Source organism: Marinicauda sp. Alg238-R41 (genome assembly GCF_947331485.1).
Classification (GTDB): Bacteria; Pseudomonadota; Alphaproteobacteria; order Caulobacterales; family Maricaulaceae; genus Marinicauda; species Marinicauda pacifica.
In genome coordinates this window covers 370,327-389,348 of sequence record NZ_CAMZOJ010000003.1, presented here as the reverse complement: position 1 = coordinate 389,348, position 19,022 = coordinate 370,327, and the positions used below count along the sequence as shown (strand labels likewise).

Annotated in this window: 19 protein-coding genes and 3 tRNA genes; 14 read left to right on the top strand and 8 right to left on the bottom strand. The window is 63.9% G+C overall.

Translation table 11 applies throughout. From position 1 onward, the window contains the following. Positions 1-10 precede the first annotated feature (10 nt). Positions 11-1,189 carry an acyl-CoA dehydrogenase family protein gene (locus tag PGP17_RS13815; RefSeq protein WP_270375931.1) on the bottom strand — a complete coding sequence of 393 codons (1,179 nt, stop codon included), beginning with the start codon at positions 1,187-1,189 and terminating at the stop codon, positions 11-13. A 172-nt stretch (positions 1,190-1,361) separates the two neighbouring features. Here PGP17_RS13815 and PGP17_RS13810 point away from each other — a divergent pair, with 172 nt between their 5' ends. Continuing rightward, a complete protein-coding gene (locus PGP17_RS13810) occupies positions 1,362-2,468 on the top strand; it encodes a COX15/CtaA family protein (protein ID WP_270375930.1) in 1,107 nt (368 codons plus the stop codon). A gap of 11 nt (positions 2,469-2,479) precedes the next feature. On the opposite strand, the gene PGP17_RS13805 is transcribed toward PGP17_RS13810, so the two are convergent. After that, positions 2,480-3,490: a hypothetical protein gene (locus PGP17_RS13805; protein WP_270375929.1), complete on the bottom strand. Its 1,011-nt coding sequence runs from the start codon at positions 3,488-3,490 to the stop codon at positions 2,480-2,482. Then, positions 3,460-4,881, bottom strand: coding sequence for an alkaline phosphatase PhoX (locus tag PGP17_RS13800; protein WP_270375927.1), 1,422 nt, complete (start codon positions 4,879-4,881; stop codon positions 3,460-3,462). The genes PGP17_RS13805 and PGP17_RS13800 overlap by 31 nt, the downstream gene beginning before the upstream one ends. A gap of 232 nt (positions 4,882-5,113) precedes the next feature. Here PGP17_RS13800 and rplM point away from each other — a divergent pair, with 232 nt between their 5' ends. Then, positions 5,114-5,578 (top strand): 50S ribosomal protein L13, encoded by a 465-nt coding sequence (gene rplM, locus PGP17_RS13795; RefSeq protein ID WP_135943751.1) that lies wholly within the window; start codon positions 5,114-5,116, stop codon positions 5,576-5,578. Between the two features lie 2 nt (positions 5,579-5,580). Further along, positions 5,581-6,081: a 30S ribosomal protein S9 gene (rpsI, locus tag PGP17_RS13790; protein ID WP_135943750.1), complete on the top strand. Its 501-nt coding sequence runs from the start codon at positions 5,581-5,583 to the stop codon at positions 6,079-6,081. Positions 6,082-6,148: 67 nt separating this feature from the next. On the opposite strand, the gene PGP17_RS13785 is transcribed toward rpsI, so the two are convergent. After that, a complete protein-coding gene (locus tag PGP17_RS13785; RefSeq protein ID WP_270375925.1) occupies positions 6,149-7,045 on the bottom strand; it encodes a LysR family transcriptional regulator in 897 nt (298 codons plus the stop codon). A gap of 97 nt (positions 7,046-7,142) precedes the next feature. Here PGP17_RS13785 and PGP17_RS13780 point away from each other — a divergent pair, with 97 nt between their 5' ends. Continuing rightward, positions 7,143-7,772 carry a class I SAM-dependent methyltransferase gene (locus tag PGP17_RS13780; protein WP_270375924.1) on the top strand — a complete coding sequence of 210 codons (630 nt, stop codon included), beginning with the start codon at positions 7,143-7,145 and terminating at the stop codon, positions 7,770-7,772. Here PGP17_RS13780 and phaC read toward each other — a convergent pair. Beyond that, entirely contained in the window at positions 7,769-9,727 is a 1,959-nt protein-coding gene (gene phaC, locus PGP17_RS13775; protein WP_270375922.1) for a class I poly(R)-hydroxyalkanoic acid synthase, read from the bottom strand. The two genes, PGP17_RS13780 and phaC, sit on opposite strands and share 4 nt — an antisense overlap. Before the next feature lie 86 nt (positions 9,728-9,813). Between phaC and PGP17_RS13770 the strand changes: the two genes are divergently transcribed. From PGP17_RS13770 to PGP17_RS13755, 4 genes are all read left to right on the top strand, one after another. Then, positions 9,814-10,149 carry a hypothetical protein gene (locus PGP17_RS13770; RefSeq protein WP_135943747.1) on the top strand — a complete coding sequence of 112 codons (336 nt, stop codon included), beginning with the start codon at positions 9,814-9,816 and terminating at the stop codon, positions 10,147-10,149. A gap of 75 nt (positions 10,150-10,224) precedes the next feature. Beyond that, complete coding sequence (glpX, locus tag PGP17_RS13765; protein ID WP_270375921.1) at positions 10,225-11,178, top strand: class II fructose-bisphosphatase; 954 nt, start codon at positions 10,225-10,227, stop codon at positions 11,176-11,178. Next, positions 11,178-12,974 (top strand): single-stranded-DNA-specific exonuclease RecJ, encoded by a 1,797-nt coding sequence (recJ, locus tag PGP17_RS13760; RefSeq protein ID WP_270375920.1) that lies wholly within the window; start codon positions 11,178-11,180, stop codon positions 12,972-12,974. Before glpX ends, recJ begins: the two co-directional genes overlap by 1 nt. A 78-nt stretch (positions 12,975-13,052) precedes the next feature. Beyond that, positions 13,053-13,127 (top strand) — tRNA-Glu (locus tag PGP17_RS13755). 212 nt (positions 13,128-13,339) lie between these two features. On the opposite strand, the gene ppa is transcribed toward PGP17_RS13755, so the two are convergent. Continuing rightward, the gene (ppa, locus tag PGP17_RS13750) at positions 13,340-13,873 is read right to left on the bottom strand and encodes an inorganic diphosphatase (protein WP_135943744.1); all 534 of its coding nucleotides are present in this window, start codon (positions 13,871-13,873) and stop codon (positions 13,340-13,342) included. A 154-nt stretch (positions 13,874-14,027) separates the two neighbouring features. Here ppa and PGP17_RS13745 point away from each other — a divergent pair, with 154 nt between their 5' ends. The 5 genes from PGP17_RS13745 to PGP17_RS13725 all read left to right on the top strand — a co-directional run bounded on the left by PGP17_RS13745 (position 14,028) and on the right by PGP17_RS13725 (position 15,612). Then, positions 14,028-14,615 carry a DUF192 domain-containing protein gene (locus PGP17_RS13745; RefSeq protein WP_135943743.1) on the top strand — a complete coding sequence of 196 codons (588 nt, stop codon included), beginning with the start codon at positions 14,028-14,030 and terminating at the stop codon, positions 14,613-14,615. 47 nt (positions 14,616-14,662) lie between these two features. After that, a tRNA-Pro gene (locus tag PGP17_RS13740) sits at positions 14,663-14,739 on the top strand. Between the two features lie 52 nt (positions 14,740-14,791). Continuing rightward, positions 14,792-15,097, top strand: a complete 306-nt coding sequence (locus PGP17_RS13735; protein ID WP_135943742.1) for an ETC complex I subunit — start codon at positions 14,792-14,794, stop codon at positions 15,095-15,097. A gap of 13 nt (positions 15,098-15,110) precedes the next feature. Next, positions 15,111-15,187 (top strand) — tRNA-Arg (locus tag PGP17_RS13730). A 113-nt stretch (positions 15,188-15,300) separates the two neighbouring features. Next, entirely contained in the window at positions 15,301-15,612 is a 312-nt protein-coding gene (locus tag PGP17_RS13725) for a hypothetical protein (RefSeq protein ID WP_270375913.1), read from the top strand. Here PGP17_RS13725 and metC read toward each other — a convergent pair. After that, a complete protein-coding gene (metC, locus tag PGP17_RS13720) occupies positions 15,609-16,748 on the bottom strand; it encodes a cystathionine beta-lyase (RefSeq protein WP_270375911.1) in 1,140 nt (379 codons plus the stop codon). The genes PGP17_RS13725 and metC overlap by 4 nt on opposite strands. Positions 16,749-16,823: 75 nt before the next feature. Here metC and PGP17_RS13715 point away from each other — a divergent pair, with 75 nt between their 5' ends. Beyond that, positions 16,824-17,885 carry an amino acid ABC transporter substrate-binding protein gene (locus tag PGP17_RS13715; protein ID WP_135943739.1) on the top strand — a complete coding sequence of 354 codons (1,062 nt, stop codon included), beginning with the start codon at positions 16,824-16,826 and terminating at the stop codon, positions 17,883-17,885. 12 nt (positions 17,886-17,897) lie between these two features. Here PGP17_RS13715 and PGP17_RS13710 read toward each other — a convergent pair whose 3' ends face one another. Continuing rightward, complete coding sequence (locus PGP17_RS13710; protein ID WP_270375910.1) at positions 17,898-18,911, bottom strand: cysteine synthase A; 1,014 nt, start codon at positions 18,909-18,911, stop codon at positions 17,898-17,900. Between the last annotated feature and the right edge of the window lie 111 nt (positions 18,912-19,022).

Here is a 19,022-nt window from a genome sequence, read left to right as displayed (position 1 = left end):
AAGTATCAGATTAGCCGCCGGGAAGCTCGAGCACGCGCTTGGCCACGATGTTGAGCTGGATCTCGCTCGTCCCGCCCTCGATCGAGTTGGCCCGGGCCCGCAGCCAGTTGCGCGCCGGATCGCCATCGCTCTCCGCGTCGCCTTCCCACAACAGCCCGTCGGACCCGAGCGCGCTCATGTTCAGCTCGTGCCGGCGCTTGTTGAGCTCGGTGCCGAGATATTTCAGCGCGGAGGCGCGCGCCCCGACGCCCTCGCCATGGTCGGCTTCTTCCTTCACACGGCGCATGGTCGCCTCGAAGGCCAGGCCATCGATGGTCAGCTTGGCCACTTCGCCCCGCAGGATCGGATCGGCGAGCTTGCCGTCCTCATCCATCTCGCCGGAGGCCGTCGCTGCCGTGATCGGGTTCAGCCCGCCGAACGCGCCTTCGGACACGATGCTCGCGCGCTCATGGCTCAGCAGGTATTTGGCGATGGTCCAGCCCTGGCCGGCATCGCCGACCCGGTTTTTCACCAGGGCCCTGGCATCGTCGAAGAAGGTCTCGCAGAAGGGCGACTTGCCGGAGATCAGCTTGATCGGCTTGGTCGAGACGCCGTCCTGAGCCATGTCGATCAGCAGGAAGGAGATGCCTTCGTGCTTGGGCGCATCCGGCTCGGTGCGCACCAGGGCAAAGATCCAGTCGGACTTGTCCGCATAGCTGGTCCAGACCTTCTGGCCGTTCACCGTGTAGTGATCGCCGTCCAGCACGCCCTTGGTGCGCAGCGAGGCGAGATCGGAGCCCGCGCCGGGTTCGGAATATCCCTGGCACCAGCGGATTTCGCCGCGCGCGATCGGGGGCAGGTGTTCCAGCTTCTGCTCGTGCGTGCCGAATTTCAGCAGGGCCGGGCCGAGCATCCAGATGCCGAAGCTGTCCAGCGGGCTGCGCGCGCCGATGCGCTTCATCTCTTCCTTCAGAACGAAGGCTTTGTCCTTGGACAGGCCGCCGCCGCCATACTCGGTGGGCCAGGCGGGAACGGTCCAGCCCTTGGAGACCATACGCTCCAGCCAGAGCCGCTGGTCCTCGCTCTTGAATTTCCAGTCGCGCCCGCCCCAGCAGATATCGCCTTCGCCGGAGATCGGCGTGCGCATGCTGTCGGGACAATTGGCTTCGAGCCACGCGCGGGTTTCGGCGCGAAATTCTTCCAGGGACATGTGGTCTCCTCCCATTGACGTTTACGTCAAGGGTAGGCCGCGTTCAGGCCGCTTGCCAGCCCCCCGGAATGAAAATGTCGTCGGCAGGTGGCGCGGCGAAAGCGCGCGTGCGTCTTGCCCTCGCCGGGCAGGCAGGTATTTAGCGCGCTGACGAGCACATCTGAGGAAACCCATGAGCGTCCTGACACAACCGGCCGATGCGCGTCTGCCGCGCGCCTTCACCGCCCCCGGCACCAGCCGGGCGATGTTCTGGTGGCTGGTCATCGTGGCGCTGTTCGTTTGCGCCATGATCGTCGTGGGCGGTGCAACGCGGCTCACCGATTCCGGGCTTTCCATCACCGAATGGCGCCCGGTGACCGGCGCCGTTCCGCCGCTGAGCGAAGCGGGCTGGGAGGCGGAGCTGGAAAAATACCGCCAGATTCCCGAATACCAGGAACAGAACCGGGGCATGAGCCTGGACGAGTTCAAGTTCATCTACTGGTGGGAATGGGGCCATCGACAGCTCGGCCGCACGCTGGGCCTGGTCTTCGCCGTGCCGTTCTTCATCTTCCTGGTCCGGGGCATTGCCCCGCGCCGGCTGCGCCCGCGCCTGTGGATTCTGTTCGCTCTCGGCGGGCTTCAGGGTGCCATCGGGTGGTGGATGGTCTCGTCCGGTCTCGCAGACCGGCTCGATGTCAGCCAGTACCGGCTGGCCACGCACCTCTCCATGGCCTTCGTGATACTCGGCCTCACCCTGTGGACTGCGCTCGACCTGCGCTACGGGGCGCAAGTCCTCACACGGCGATCCGGCCTGTTCGCGCTCGCTGGACTGTTCTGGGCCGGGGTCCTGTTACAGATCGCCCTCGGTGCCTTCGTGGCCGGGCTGGATGCGGGCCGGATCTACACCAGCTGGCCGCTCTTCGAGGGCCGGCTCATCCCCGATGGCTATCTCGGCGGCATGCCCTTCTGGCAGGCCATCTTCGAAAGCCGCCCGGCGGTCCAGCTCCAGCATCGCTGGTTTGCCTATGTCCTGACCGTGGCGGGCCTTCTTCTGGCCTGGCGCTATCGCCGCCAGGGAACGGGCGCCGTCTCCCGCCTGGCCCTGCTGGTGCCGGCTGTCCTGATCGTCCAGGTGCTCCTGGGCATCGCGACGCTGGTCAATGCCGCGCCGCTCTCGCTTTCGCTGCTGCACCAGGCCGGGGCCATCGCGCTCTTCGGCGTGTCCGGCTACGCGGCCTGGCTCCTGTCTCGCAGCGAGGCGGACGGCGAAGCCGCCCGGGCCGCCCCGTCAGGCGCCTAGCGCACCAATGCTTATTCTGGAGCGACGACGATCCGCGTGATGACGTCTCGCCCGATAAGCTTCAGGCGGCCGTCCTCGCGGTCGTAAACGGCCAGCAGACCGCCGGAGAAGGGCGACCCGCCGAAATTGGCGTCTGTCAGGTCGATCGCGCCCGGCTGCAGGATGGCCGGTGCGTTCAGCCCTTCCTCGAACTCGATCAGCGTGATCGGTTCCATCGAGTTGGCATCGAACACGCCCAGCTGTCCGTCCTGGCCCAGCGGTGCGATCGCCACGGCCCGGCCGAGCAGTTCGCCATAGGCGACATCGGCCAGGGAATAGCCCTCTATATCGGCCACGACCTGTCCGTCCCGGTCCAGACGTGCGGCTCCGCCGGTCGGCCCGGTGACGATCAGCTCGGTCCCGGCGCTGGCGCAGGCCCGGGCAGGGAAGGGCAGGTCGAATTGCGATTGCAGGGTCAGTTGCAGATTGTCCTGTCCGGTGTCCTCGACCCGCCAGATCTGGGCGGTTTCGTCATCGTTGAGCAGCGCGATATCGACAAAGCCGATGCCCGAGCCGGCGTGACAGACGGCCGTGGCGTTGTCCTCGAGGCCTTCGCCGGTCAAACCGACCTCGATGAAGGTCGTTTCCTCGGCGATGAAGGCCTGGGCGCGCACAGCGCCGTCGCTGTCGATCCCGAAGAGCAGCGGAATGGTCAGACCGCGCAGGGCAAAGTCCGGCGCGGCGGTGATGCTGCGCAGGCGCGGCCCGGCCTCGCCGCCGACCACTTCGCCATCCAGGTTGAAGACCTCGTAACCGCCGTCGCTCAGTGAGGCGGCGATCAGGCCCTGCCAGGGCGCATCGGAGTCGGGCAGGAAGGTGAGGTCGTCGACGGGCCGGCTGGGATCGAAGGCGACGGTGACGATGGCGCTGTCGACACGCGTCGTGTCGACCTGCGCGCTCTCGCCCGGCGCCGCGGTGTCACCCTCGGGGGCGTCGCCGCAGGCGGCAAGCGTCAGGCCAAGTCCAGCGACCGCCGCGGCCATGGGCCACGCACGGCGAAGGTACGTCCCGGTGCTTGCTGCACGTTGAAAAAGAGTGTCGTTCCGTCCGGTGAAAAGCATGGTCCGGTTATCTCGCTGTATTCGCCGTCTGAATCGCTCTGTGCGTTGCGGCCAATCGTGTAAATCTGCCCCTGCGGCGTCACCCCGCGGATGAACTGGTCTGCGTCGCCGTCTTCAACGACGATGAGATCGCCCCAGGGCGCGATGGTGATGTTGTCGCATTTCTCCAGCCGGCGCGCATCCGTGGTTTCCACAAACAGCTCCAGCACGCCGCTTTCGCTGCGTTCCTGAGCGTAGCCTTCAAACCGGCTCGGCCGGTAGCGCCAGATCTGCCCGATCCGGGCAGGCCCGCCATCGGTACAGCAGAAATAGAGCTCCCGGTCGCCAAACCACATCCCTTCGCCGCGGGTGAAGCGCGCCGCGCCGGCCGCGATGGCACGCGCGGCCAGATCGTCTTGCGGGTTGTCGATATCCTCCAGGTCGATCCATCGCACATCAAGCTGGCGCCCGGCCGGGACCGGGGAGGGGCTGTCCTCCCAGTTTCTCAGATCGGCTCCCGGGCGGCCCTCGATGGCCAGGGCCTGAAGCCGGCCGCCACGCCACAGCTCGCCGGGATAATCTGGAATGAAGCGGTAGAAGAGCGCCGGCTCGTCGTCCTCGGTCTGGTAGACGATGCCGGTGACGGGATCGACCGCGGCGGCCTCATGACGAAACCGGCCGAGGCCGCGCAGGGGTTGCGGCTCGACGAGCCCGTTGGCGCCCGCAGGCACCTCGAACGCATAGCCGTGATCAACGCCGGCATCCTCTCCCCGGCGTACCAGCGTCTCTTCGCAGCTGATCCAGCTATTCCAGGGTGTCGGCCCGCCTGCGCAATTGTTTGCCGTGCCCGCCAGCGACAGGAATTGCGCCTCGATGCGAAGGGTCTCGGGGTCCAGGACCAGGGTGGTCGTCCCGCCCGGATAGGGCAGGCCGTCGCCGGCCCGGTCATAGATGCGCGTTTCGTCGATCCGACTCAGGCGCTCGGCGCGCGTGCCGAACGCCGACTTCTCCGGCTCGTCCGGCATCAGCTCGTGATTGCGCACGAGCCTTATCTTCCCCGAAGCGTCGGTGAATGCCGCCATGCCGTCCGGGTCGCCCGGCACAATCAGCCCGTCGCTCATCCGGTCGCCGGTTTCAGACAGGATCTGGTAGTCGAAGCCCCGCGGCAGATCGATCAGGCCTCGCCGGTCGCGCTGCAGCGGACCGTATCCGGCCACCTGGTTGAGATAGCCATCCACCCCGCGCGGCGCGCAGGCAGCCAGGCTCGCCAGGCCGGTGAAGGCCGTGCTGGTGGCGGCAGCGCGGTGCAGAAAGCTTCGGCGGGAAAGGGTCATGATATCGGTCGTGTGGCAGCAGCTTGGTCTCTATCTAGCGGGGTTTAGGGCCTGTGAGTACCGGATGGGCCGCAATTTGACGGTAACCTGTTACCATGCTTTCAAATGACTGTTTTTGCTTATTTTCTGGAACGGTGAGTTGACCCGATGCCGCACCTCGCGTAGACAGCGCGCCTGATCGCGGCGGAGGTGGGCTCCGGCGCGCAAATGCTTTCGAGTAAAGGCTTGAGCGATGAAGACTTTCTCCGCAAAGCCCGCAGAGGTCGAACACAAGTGGATTGTGATCGATGCTGAGGACGCTGTCGTGGGCCGCCTGGCGGCTTTCGTGGCGACCCGCCTGCGCGGCAAGCACCGCCCCGACTTCACCCCGCATTGCGATACCGGGGACCATGTTATCGTGATCAACGCCGACAAGGTGAAGTTCACGGGCAAGAAGTTCGAGGACAAACGCTATTACCGCCACACCGGTCACCCGGGCGGCATCAAGGAAACCAGCCCCCGCAAGATCCTGGAAGGCCGGTTCCCGCAGCGCGTCGTCGAAAAGGCGGTCGAGCGGATGATGCCCAAGGATAGCCCCCTGGCGCGTTCGCAAATGTCCAAGTTGCGTGTCTATGCCGGTGACGAACACCCGCATGTGGCCCAGCAGCCCGAGACGATCGACTTCAAGTCCCTCAACACCAAAAACGCGCGGAGCTGATCATGGCTGAACAAGCTCGCTCTCTCGAAGACCTGAAATCCGCGCTCAAACAAGCGGACGCCCCGGTCGTCGCAGATGCTGAAGAGGCCGTTCAGGCCGAACCCAAGATCGACGAGTTCGGTCGCGCCTATGCCACCGGCAAGCGCAAGAACGCGATCGCCCGCGTCTGGATCAAGCCGGGCAACGGCAAGATCACCGTGAACGGCCGCGAGCAGGAGAAATTCTTCGCTCGTCCGGTTCTGCGCATGCTGCTGCAACAACCGTTCGAAGCGGCCGATCGCACCGACCAGTACGATGTCGTCGCGACGGTGACCGGCGGCGGCCTGTCCGGCCAGGCCGGTGCGGTGCGTCACGGCATTTCCAAGGCACTGACCTATTACGAGCCGGGCCTGCGCGCCGTGCTGAAAGCCGGTGGCTTCATGACCCGCGACTCCCGTGTCGTGGAACGTAAGAAATACGGCCGCAAGAAAGCCCGTAAGAGCTTCCAGTTCTCGAAGCGCTAGGACGGCACTTGCAGTTTTGGTTTGCCAGGCGGGCGGCTCCAGTGGAGCCGCCCGTTTTGTTTGGCGCTCAAGCGACGGCTGGGGCCAGCCCGTCAGCCAGCGCGTCAATCACTATACGGATACGCCGGCTGGTCTTGACCTCGCGATGGGTCACAAGCCAGCTGGGAACCGGAACGTGAAAAGCCTCGGTCAGGACCGGCTCAAGTCCTCCTGCGCGGGCCACGATATCGTCCGGCAGCACGCACAGACCCAACCCGGCGCGCGCCAGTTCAAGCAGGATGATCCCGTCCTCGGCGCGGTAGCGAATCTGATCGTCTCCGATCGGCAGGCCGAACTCGTCGAGAACGGCTCGAACTTGCGCGCGCGAGGCAAATCCGAGCAGTTCGTGCCTTGCAAGGTCGTTCAGGGTTACGGGGCGGCCGGCGCGGTCGAGATAGCCGGGCGATCCGTAGAGATGTGCGGACATATCGCCCAGCTTGCGCGCGATCAGGTCGGCGGCGCGCGGCGCCGCGTGGCGGATCGCGATATCGGCCTCGCGTCTGGACAGGTCGCTGAGCTCGTTCGAGGCGAGGATATCGATCTGGATGCGCGGTGCAGTGGCCTTCAACGTCGCGATGATCTCAGGCAGGTGGTAGGCGGCTGTCAGGCTGGTCGCCGAAATCGTCACAAGACCGCTGACCGTAGAGGATTGACCGGCCGCGGTCAGCGACACCTTCGCGGCGGCGTCCGCCATCGCGCGCACGTGATCGGCCAACGCGAGCGCGGCCTCGGTGGCGATCATTGTACGCGGCCCGCGCTCGAACAGCGTCACGCCCAGATGCACCTCTAGCGCTGCGATCTGGCGTGAAAGCGTGGGCTGGGTCAGCCCCAGCGCGCGCCCGGCCGCGGAGAAGCTGCCTTCCTCCAGCGTCGCCAGGAAGGCGCGCGCCTGGTTCCAGTCAAATTGGATTACCTGCCAAGTCATACAAATTTGTATAGCAAACCCACAATTTTCGACAATTCATTGCGTGTTGGCGTATGGCTAGGACTGAGGGACACGAGACAGGAGCGCAGAGTCACTCATGAAGACCGATGCCGGTTTCTGGAACCGCAGCGCGCGCAAATATGCCGCGTCTCCGGTTGCGGACGAGGAGAGCTACGAGAAGAAGCTCGCGATCACGCGCGACTATCTGACGCCAGACAGCCGGGTGCTGGAGCTGGGCTGTGGGACCGGGACGACCGCGCTGAAACACGCGCCCTTCGTCCAGCACATCCTGGCGACCGACATTTCTGAACAGATGATCGAGATCGCCCGCCAGAGAGCGGCGGTGACGGAGATCGAAAATGTCGATTTCGAAGTGGCCGATATCGACAGTTTCCAGGCGCCCATGGAGAGCTTCGACGTCGTCATGGCGCACTCGCTGCTTCATCTGCTCAAGGACCGCCGGGTGGCGCTCTCGACTATCCACCGGCTGCTCAAGCCGGGCGGCCACCTTGTCATGAGTACGGCCTGCCTGGCGGAGCGGATGGGCTGGTTCCGGTTTGTCGCCCCGTTCGGCCGGCTGCTCGGCCTGCTACCGCGCGTCGCCGTGTTTTCAGAAGCCGATCACCTTGAGGAATTGGAGGAGGCCGGCTTCCGGGTCGAGCAATGCTGGCGCAAGGACGGCGCAATCGCGGTCTTCGTGGTCGCGCGAAAAGAAGACCGCGCCTAGCCGCGAACCTTCACATACTCGCCCGGCGCCTCGCAGATCGGGGGGTAGGCCTCGCTGCCCGGGTCGCGGGCCGCCACCGTCTCGTCGCTCAGACGATAAAGCCAGTCGCGCCAGTGCGGCCACCACGAGCCCTCGGTCTCCGTGGCGCCGGACTTCCACGCCTCGAAATCGCCGGGCAGGTCGGTCCGGCTCCAATACTGGTATTTGTTCGCGTCGGGATGATTGATAACGCCGGCGATATGCCCCGATCCGGCCAGCATGAACTCGGTCGGTCCTCCGAACAGCTTCGCGCCGCGATAGACCGAGGCGGCCGGCGCGATATGGTCGCGGATGCTGGCCTGCATGAAGACGGGGACGGTCACCTCAGATAGGTCGAGCTGACGGGAATCGAGCGTCATTTTGCATTGAGATAGCAGATTATGGCGGTAAAACGCATTGAGATAGGCCAGATGTAGACGCTTGGGCATGCGCGTCTGGTCGGCATTCCAGTACAACAGGTCGAAGGCTTGGGGCTGCTTGCCGAGCAGGTAGTTGTTGACCACGAAAGACCAGATCAAGTCATTGGCGCGCAAGGCATTAAACGTGTCGGCCATGATCTGGCCGTCGAGCACGCCGCCCTGGGATTCCATGATCCGCTCGATCTCGCCGACCCAGCCGTCCTCCATGAACACCATCAGCTCGCCGGGGTCCTCGAAATCGAGCTGGGCGGCGAAGAATGTCGCCGACGCAATGCGGTTTTCCTCTTTGTCTTTCGCGAGATAGGCGAGCGCCGCACCGAGCATCGTCCCGCCGATGCAATAGCCGATGACATCGGCCTGCTCCTCGCCCGTCACCTCAAGTGTCACATCCAGAGCCTTGAAAAGCCCGGACTTCATGTAATCTTCCATCCCGGCTTCAGCCAGCTCGGGACCCGGATTGACCCAGCTCATCAGGAAGAGGCTGAAGCCCTGGTCGAGCAGCCACGCGATCATCGAGTTCTGCGCCCGCATATCGAGAATGTAGAATTTGTTGATCCAGGGCGGGGCGATGAGAAGCGGGCGTCGGCGGACGTTCTGCGTGCGGGGCGTGTACTGGATCAGCTCGAATAACTCGTTGCGGAATATGACCTTTCCCGGCGTTGTCGCCAGGTTCTCGCCGATCTTGAACCCCTCCATATCGGTCTGGGAAAGCGCCAGCCGACCTTTGCCGCGCTCCAGGTCGCGGGCGAGATTCATCAGCCCACGGCTCAGATTTTCGCCTTGGGTTTCATAGGTTTCCTTGAGAACCTGGGGGTTCGTCAGGGCAAAATTGGTGGGCGCCATCGCATCCATGAATTGCTGGGTGAGAAAGGCGGCCCGGCGCTTGGCGCGATCTTCCACGCCCCTTACCCCTTCGACCAGGCTCATCATGAAACGCTGATTGAGCAGGTAAGACTGTTTGATTGCATCGAAAACCGGGTGGCTGGTCCATTCCTCGCCCTGCCACCGCTTGTCGCCCGGAGCCGGCTCGATCACGGGTTCCGCGGGCGCCTTCATCAGTTTCGACACCGTGCCCGACCACAGATCGAGATAGCCCTGATGAAGGTCGCTCTGGGCCTTCATGATCAGGTCCTGATCGGCCACGACCTGTTCGAAAACCCGCGATAGATCCGGACTTTTCGAGAGTGTCTCCAGCGAAAGGCCCGGGCCGGGCCGGTCAGGCCGCGCCATCATCTCGGCCAGCAGGGTCTGGCTCTTCATCGCCGTGTCCATCAGGTTGCGGGACAGGGCATCGAGATGCTTGATCTCGGCCTCGTTCAACGCGCCCAATTGCGTCAGATCGGAGAAGGAGCGCACCTTAGGCGACTGCTCGGCTAGGCTCGGATCGGCCTCCGGCGAAGGGTCCGCAGCCGCCTGCGGCTTCGCCGACGAGTCCTTCGATTCGGAGTCCGAAACGGGCTCCGGGTGAGACGGGCCAGAAGACTTGCTGTCGGCCATGGCAAGTGCCTTCTTCACGAGAGGTGACAGACGAAGACTTCAGCGTATAGAAAGCCTCCTGCGCGTCCAATCACGGGAGACCGCTCTTGATCAGTTTTCACCGCCTGGTGCAGGCCTGCTGCGCGACAATTGCGCTCGCCTCGGCCGGGTGTGCGGGTATGGGGGAGGCTGCCGACGAGGCGGCCTGGCTGGACGCCAGCCTGGAGGAAGGGCGCCGGATCGCGCCGCCCGCGACCGTTCCCCGCTATCAACTTGACCCGGAAGATCGCATCGAAGTTGCAGCGACGACCCGGCGTCTGCTTGTCCTGGCTGCGCAGGTGCGAGCCCGCGCAGAGGCCATTGCCGACGAGCCGGTCGATACCGGCGCCTACGTGCGTCAGGCGCGCGAGCGAAACGCGCCGCCGCCTGCGCCTGGCTCGTGATCACGCCACCCAAATCAGGTTAGAGAATACAGGCCGCTCACACCGGCATCGCCCCACTCTGGAAGGAATTTAGTCATGTCCGACGGCCGCGCGCTCGATCGTCTCGCTTTCGAAGCCCTCAATGCGGCTGAAATGGCCGCCATTGCTGCCGAACGTCTCGCCGGGCGCGGCGACAAGATCGCCGCCGACCAGGCTGCGGTGGATGCCATGCGCAAGGGCTTGAACGCCATGGCCATGCGCGGGCGCATCGTGATCGGCGAGGGCGAACGCGATGAAGCGCCGATGCTTTATATCGGTGAGGAAGTCGGGACCGGAGAGGGACCGGAAATCGACATCGCGCTCGATCCACTCGAAGGCACGGACCTGACGGCACGGGGACTGCCAGAATCGTTGGCGGTCCTGGCGATCGCGCCGTGTGGCGGACTGTTGCATGCGCCGGACACTTACATGGACAAGATTGCGATTGGTCCGGGCTACCCTAAGGGCGTGATCGATCTGGATGCTTCCCCATCCGAGAACGTGCAGGCTCTGGCCAAGGCCAAGGGTGTCGATGTTCGCGATATCACCGTCTGTGTTCTCGAACGCGAACGTCACCAGCACATCGTGGACGACATCCGCCGGGTCGGCGCGCGTATCGAATTCATCCCCGATGGTGACGTCGCCGGTGTTATCTCCGTCGCGGACCCCGATGGCGGACCGGACATCTATATCGGTCGGGGTGGCGCCCCTGAAGGCGTGCTGGCCGCTGCGGCCCTGCGCTGCCTGGGCGGTCAGATGCAAGGCCGTCTGCATTTTCGCAATGACGAAGAGCGCGAACGCGCCAGCCGGGTCGGTATCACCGACCTGGAACGCAAATACGCAGAGCACGAACTGGCCTCGAAGGATTGCGTCTTTATCGCCACTGGCGTCACCGAAGGCCTGATGCTGGCCGGCGTGCGCCGCGGCGAAGGGTATGTGTCAACCGAGAGCCTGGTTCTGTCCTCGGTCAGCGGAGCGCGCCGGATCGTGGAGACCCGGCGTCCGGCATAATGGCCACGCCGCCACTCTCCAACTCAAACGCCCTGTTCGGCGTCGAGCGCTCGCTTTCCGGCAAGCGCTGGCAGCTTAGCGAGGCCGATGATCGGCTCATCGGCGACATAGCCCGTGCGGCAGGGTGCGACGATACGCTGGCCCGTCTCATGGCATCGCGAGGGATCGACGCCGCCGGGGCGGCAGCTTTCCTCAATCCGCGGCTGCGCGACTGCTTCCCCGATCCCTCGCTCTTCATCGACATGGACAAGGCCGCGGGTCTTATCTGGGATGCGGTGCAAGCTCGCCGGCAGATCGCACTGTTTGCCGATTACGACGTGGACGGGGCTAGCTCTGCGGCGCAGCTGATAGAGTGGCTGCGCGCGGTGGGTCAGGAACCGCTGATCTACATCCCGGATCGCATCGAGGAAGGCTACGGGCCTAGCACGGCCGCATTCGAGACATTGAAAGCACAGGGCGCCGAGCTGGTGATCACGCTCGATTGCGGTGCCGCCTCCATCGAGCCGCTCAAAGCGGCGCAGGCCCTGAACCTGCCGGTGATCGTCGTCGACCATCACATGATGAAGGAGGAGGTTCCGCCCTCCGTGGCCCTGGTCAATCCCAATCAGGCCGGTGATCGCTCACACTGCGGGCACATGGCGGCAGCGGGTGTCACCTTCATCCTTCTGGCCGCTCTCAACCGTGAAGGCCGGCGACGCGCGGCATTCCAGAATGGGCCGGAGCCGGACGTCCTTGCGCTGGCAGATCTGGCAGCCCTCGGCACGATTTGCGATGTCGTTCCGTTGACCGGGATCAATCGCGCGATTGTGGCGCAGGGGCTCAAGGTGATGAGCGCGTGGACCAGACCTGGCCTCGCTGCCTTGGCCGAGATCGCAGGCGCGGAGGGTCCGGCGACGCCCTACCAGGCCGGGTTTCTTATCGGACCCCGGATCAATGCAGGCGGGCGGGTTGGCAAATCCGATCTGGGGGTGCGTCTGCTGAGTGCGCACGACAGGACCGAAGCGCGTTCGATTGCGGCCGAGCTCGATGCCCTCAATGCCGAGCGGCGGGCCATCGAAGCCGAGGTTCTTGGCGCAGCCATGGCCGAAATCGAGGCTAACCCACCCGATGAGACGACGCCGGTGCTCATTGCGGCGGGGATGAACTGGCATGCCGGGGTTATAGGGATTGCGGCGGGGCGCCTGAAAGAAAGATTCAACCGGCCGGCTATCGTGATCGGCCTTGCAGAAGATGGGCTCGGCAAGGGTTCAGGACGTTCGGTGCCCGGCGTCAATCTGGGCGCTGCCATCTCGCGGGCGCAAAGTGAAGGTCTGCTGATCGCCGGCGGCGGCCATCCGATGGCGGCCGGCTTGACCATTGCTGCCGAACGCGTGGACGCGTTTCGCGCCTTCATGGCCGAGGCGTTGGGGGCAGAGTGGCAGCAGGCAGACGAGGCGCGCACGGCGCGTTTCGACGCGGTCATGAGTGCCCGCGCTGTCAGCTTTGAATTCTGCGAAGCGTTGAACAAGGCGGCGCCTTATGGCGCCGGCCATCCCGAGCCGCGCTTTGCGTTTGCAGACCTGCGCTGCACCTATGCCGAACGCGTGGGTCAGGACCATGTCCGGTTTGCGTTCGAGGATGCCAGCGGCTCCCGCTTGGGCGGCATCGCGTTCCGCCGGGCGGACGATCCGATCGGACAGGCTCTACTCTCAGGCGGAGAGGGGCCTTGGCACGTGGCAGGACGGCTCAAAGCCTCCGATAACCGCTTCGGCCGGAGGGCAGAACTGCATCTGGAAGACCTCGCTCCGGCGCGCTGACAATGATGCAGCTTTTTCTTCACCCGCCGCTTGCATCAAAAAAACCCAGCGGATATACCCCCGTTCTCGCGAGCCAGTGGGCCCTTCGTCTATCGGTTAGGACGCCAGGTTTTCAACCTGGAAAGAGGGGTTCGATTCCCCTAGGGCCTACCACTCGCGCGCATTTCCCTTCGAAAACCAATCGCGCAAGCTCGCCTCACGGTAGTGTCGGCGCTGAACGCGACTCTGGCCTGCCTCCCGGTTGAGGCCGCCGCGATTCAGTAATCTGGACGTGGGCCCGCGCGGTCACGCCTCCGCCCAAACGAAAACGGGCTCCTGAAAAGGAGCCCGTTCTCGAACCTGCAGCCTACTGGGTTAGAACCCGATCAGCCCTGTGTCTTTACCCGCTCGAGCGCCTGGCGAATGAGGTCGTGGGCGCGGTCGATACCGTGCCAGCCTTCGACTTTCACCCATTTGCGGGGCTCGAGATCCTTGTAGTGCTCGAAGAAGTGCGTGATCCGCGCGAGCTGGGCCTCATGCACATCGGTGTAGTTCTTGATGTTGGAATAGAAGGGCGTCAGCTTCTCGTGCGGCGCGGCGAGAATCTTCTCGTCCTGGCCGCTTTCGTCCTCCATCAGAAGAACGCCGATCGGACGCGCGCGCACAACACAGCCCGGTATCAGCTCCGTCTGGCCCAGCACCATCACATCGATGGGATCGCCGTCATCAGAAAGCGTGTGAGGCATGAAGCCGTAATTGCACGGATAGCGCATCGGCGTGTGCAGGAAACGGTCGACGAAGACGGTGCCCGATTCCTTGTCCATCTCGTACTTGACCGGCTGGCCGCCAACCGGGACTTCGACAATGACGTTGATGTCTTCAGGCGGGTTCACACCGGCCGCGATCTTGGACAGACGCATGAATGGCTCCGTTTGAGTTGACGCGAGCGGAACAAACTCTGTCAGCACCGCGGATTCAAGCCTTTTGTGCGATGCACCAGACGCGTTGCGCAGTCATCGCGGCGTCTGGACATCGAGATTGCGCCCCGCATCGCGCGCGGCTAGCTTCTGGCGCATGATACGTTCAATCCTTCTCGCTCTCGCCCTGACCGCCGCGCCGCTAACCGGTGCGTTCGCATTTCAGGATACTGTGTCTGGTGCGCCGGCCGCTCGCGACACCGTAATCGTTTATGGCGGGCCTGATCCCGTCATCATCGAAACCGGGGAAGGCGAGGTGACTCTGACCGCAGAAATAGCGGACACGCCGGCACGCCGGGAACGCGGCCTGATGTGGCGCGAGCAGCTCGCCGACGATGCGGGCATGCTGTTCGACTTCGAGGTCGAGCAACCGGTCGCCATCTGGATGCAGAACACGCTGATCCCGCTGGATATTATTTACATCCGGGAAGACGGAACGATCGCCAAGATCATCGCACACGCGCAGGCCATGTCCCGCCGGCAGCTGCCTTCGGGCGAGCCGGTTCTGGGCGTGCTCGAGATCGGCGCTGGTCGTGCCATGGAGCTTGGTATCGAGCCGGGCGATCTTGTGCGTCACGCCATGTTCGGCACTGCCGCTTCCGCAATCGATCAGCAGGACCCGTCGTCCGAAGAGGTTGGCGATGACAGCCCAACCGATGCAGAGGCGCAGCCGGAAGAGGGGTGAGGTGCTTGCGCACAGCACGCATCCTGCCTAAACCGGGCCGGGTAAATCGGGGCGTAGCGCAGCCTGGTAGCGCATCTGCTTTGGGAGCAGAGGGTCGCGTGTTCGAATCACGCCGCCCCGACCAGCCTCTAAGGGCCTTGAACGGGCCCAATGACCGCTGAAGGACGAAACGAGAGATGTTCGCCAAGATCTATCGCCCGGCTAAGAACGCCATGCAATCAGGACGGGCAAACAGCCAGCACTGGGTTCTTGAATTTGAGCCGGCGCAGGCCAAACGCCCCGATCCTCTGATGGGATGGTCAGGCGGTTCGGACACGCGACGTCAGGTTCATCTAAATTTTGAAACCAAGGAAGACGCGGTCTCCTACGCCAAGCGCTACGGGATTCCGTTCCAGGTTCGCGATGCGCGTGAAACCCCTCGCAAGATCAAGTCCTACGCTGGCAATTTCTCGTTCGAGCGTAAAGTGCCCTGGTCTCACTAAGGCGTGGGCCTTGGCCTCCGTAGCTCAACCGGATAGAGCGCTCGCCTTCTAAGCGAATGGTTGCAGGTTCGAGTCCTGCCGGAGGCGCCATCTCGCTGTTCAGCGCGATGCAGATGCCAACTACACCCGTTAATACAGCTATTCAGTAGAACTGACCGCGTCGAAATCTAGCTCCTGATCTGACGAGAATGGAGAAGAGACCGATGGCACCGCAAAATGGCGAGACCCAGTTTTCGAAATCGCCGACCGCTGCACAGGTCCGCAAGGGCAAGCACGCCCGGCGTCCCGGCGAACCTGTGGACGACAACGAACCAGCAGCCTCCCCCCTGGGTACGGACGACGAAGCCGCCGGGCATTCGGCAGAAGCGCGGCGTCTGGAATCTGCGATGCGGTCCGATCCTGACCCCGAGGGCAAGGCCAGAACCTTCATGGAATCGGGCTGGATGCCGGTTGTCGGACTACTTGGTTTTGCCGCCTTCCTCGCATTGCTGATTGCCGCCTTGCTGATCAGCTAAGCATCAAGCGCCTGCTCGATATCCGCCCACAAATCATCAACTGCTTCCAGACCGGTCGAGAAACGGACGAGTGCGCCCTCCGCCTGCCAGGGCACCGCGGTGCGGACCAGTTGGCGGTCGCAGGGCAGGACGAGACTTTCAAATCCGCCCCAGGAAAACCCGATGCCGAAGAGGTGAAGTGAGTCCGCGATCGCTTCGCCTTCGCGCGGACCGATACCATCGAGAATGACACTGAAGCACCCGGCGCAGCCGCTGAACTGGCGCTTATAAAGCTCGTGGTCGGGATGGTTTTCCAGAGCCGGGTGAAGCACACGCGCGATTTTGGGATGGTCTTCCAGTCTCCGGGCCAGCTCCAGCCCGTTCGCGCCGGAGCGCTCCAGCCTCAGAGTCAGCGTCCTCAACCCGCGCAACACCAGGAAACAATCGTCCGGTGAGACATGAAGGCCGTTCAGCCGGGCGCAAGCCTCGACTTGCTTAGCCGCTCCGCCGCGCGCCGCTACACTGCCCATCAGCAAATCGGAATGGCCGCCAGCGTACTTGGTGAGCGACTGCGCCGCATAGTCGACGCCCAGGTCGAGCGGGTTCATCAAAACACCCGCACTCCAGGTGTCGTCGATCACCGTTGCGATCGACCGTTCCTGGGCGATCGAGGTGATTGCGGCAATGTCCTGCACCTCGAAAGTGAGTGAGCCGGGCGACTCAAGCAGGATCAGTACGGTTCGGTCGGTGACCAATGCCTCGATGTCTGCGCCTGCACGCGGATCATAGTAGATCGGCGTGACGCCAAGCCGTGGAAGCTCCGCATCGCAGAAAGCGCGTACCGGCTTGTAGACGCTATCCGGCACGAGCGCCTCGCCCGGAGCTATGACGGCGGCGCGGATGGCCAGCACGACCGAGGCGAGGCCGGACGGCGCCAATGCCACGTGATCTGCCTGATAGAGCTCGGCGATCACCTGGCCGAGTTGTCCGGCCGGTTCCATGCCGCCGCGGCCGTAGGTCTTCCTGCCGTCACTTGGCGCGTATAGCTCGGCCGTGCTTTCGGCCAGTATCGTGGAGGCACGCGCGATCGCGGCATTGACGAGGCCGGATTGAGCGGCAGCTCGACCGGTGTGAATGAGGCGGGTCTCGCGTTTCATATCGACGTAGCGCTCCTTGTTGTCTAAGACAGATTGGCATCCCGAATTCGCGCTGACGCCGGACAGGACCTTTCCGTGTCGCCATACTCGATCATCGACTTGTTTCGCTTGCGCACTCTGGCGCGGGGTGCCGCGGCATTCGCGCTCGGCTTTACCGTATCGCAGGCCGAGCTTGAAGAGCGAAACACCACGCTCGCGCAGATTCGAGAGCGCGGCGAGTTGCGCTGCGGTGTGGATACAGGGCTGGCTGGCTTCGCACTGGAAAATGAGAACGGGCGCTGGGTCGGGTTCGAAGCCGATCTCTGCAGAGCCTACGCCGCGGCGTTTCTGGGCAATCAGAATCGGGTTGAGTTTGTACCTCTGACCACGAGCGGGCGCTTCGCGGCGCTGCTGGACGGCGAGGTGGACCTGCTGGTTCGCAATACCAGCTGGACGTTCGCTCGAGATGCGGGCCAGGCCCTGACCTTTGCAGGAATTTACTATTATGACGGGCAGGGTTTCCTGGTCCCATCCGATCTTGGCGTCTCCAGCGTGCGAGAGCTTGACGGGGCGCGGATTTGCGTCCAGCGCGATACGACCACGGCGCTCAATCTGGGCGACTACGCCCAGACCTACGGTGTCACTTTCAGCCTGGTGGAGGTGGAGACATCCGAAGAGGGTATACAGGCCTATTCGGAAGGGCGTTGCGATGCGTTTACCAACGACATCTCCACGCTGGCAGGGACGCGCGTCACGCTTGACGACCCCGATGCCCACATTCTTCTGCCCGAGGTGATCTCGAAGGAGCCGCTCGGCCCGGTCGTGCGCAGCGACGACCCCCGGTTTGCCGAAGCCGTGCGGTGGACGCTCGTCGCCCTTATCGCGGCGGAAGAATACGGAATTACCGCCGAGACGGCCGACACCATGCTCACGGAAAGCACGAACCCGGAAATTCGCAGACTCCTGGGCGGCGAGGGTGCAATTGGTGATCGGCTCATGCTCGACGATGGCTTTGCCTATCGCGCGATCACAGCCAACGGCAATTACGGCGAGCTTTTCTCGCGTCATCTCGGCCGCGAAAGCGAGCTGGGCCTGCGTCGCGGGCTCAACGCCCAGTGGACGCAAGGCGGCCTGCTCTACGCTCCCCCTTTCCGGTAGGCGACCTCAGCCTTACTGGTCCAGCCAGGGCGGGGTGGGCAGGCCCTTCTCGCGCAAGAACTCCGGATTGAAGAGTTTCGATTGATAGCGGGCGCCGTGATCGCAGAGTACGGTGACGATCGTCTTCCCCGGGCCGAGCTTGCGGGCCAGCCGGATCGCACCAGCGATATTGATACCGGCGGACCCGCCGAGGCACAGGCCTTCCTCCTGAACCAGATCGAACAGGATGTGCAAAGCCTCCTCATCGGGGATGCGGAAAGGCTCATCGATCTCCAGGCCTTCAAGATTTCCGGTAATCCGGCCCTGTCCGATCCCCTCGGTGATCGAGTTGCCTTCGGCCTTCAGCTCGCCGTGCGCATAATATCCGTAGAGGGCCGCGCCACCCGGGTCGGCCAGGCCGATCTGGATATCCTTCTTGCGCTCTCGTAACGCCGTGGCGACCCCGGCGAGGGTGCCGCCAGAACCGACCGCACAGATGAACCCGTCCACCTTTCCGCCCAGCTGGTCGTAAATCTCTGGACCGGTTGTCTCGTAATGGGCCTTGCGGTTCGCGGTATTGTCGAACTGATTGGCCCAGATGGCGCCGTTGGGCTCGGACGCGTTGAGTTCTTCGGCGAGCGTGCCCGAGTAGCGCGCGTAGTGATTGGGGTTGGAGTAGGGAACCGCGTCGACTTCGATCAATTCCGCACCGAGCAAACGGATCGCGTCGCGCTTTTCGCGTGACTGGGTTCGCGGAAAGACGATGACCGTGCGGTAGCCGAGCGCACTGCCCACCATGGCCAGGCCGATGCCGGTATTACCCGCCGTGCCTTCAACGATGGTGCCGCCGGGCTTCAGATCGCCGCGTGCCTCGGCGTCGCGAATAATTCCCAGTGCCGCACGATCCTTCACCGATCCGCCCGGGTTGAGAAACTCGGCCTTGCCCAGAATTTCGCATCCGGTCATCTCGGATGCTTTCTTCAGCCGTATCAGCGGAGTGTTGCCGATCAAGTCTACAACGGACGGGGCAGGCGCGGTCAGGTTCATGTGGGTTTCCCTTCGATGGACGTTTCAGAAGCTAGGCGTTCAGCCTTGACGCTGCAATCAGGCAGTCTGTGGTGCAGCCGCCGGTGATCCGGCCCGCATCGATGCGCGTAC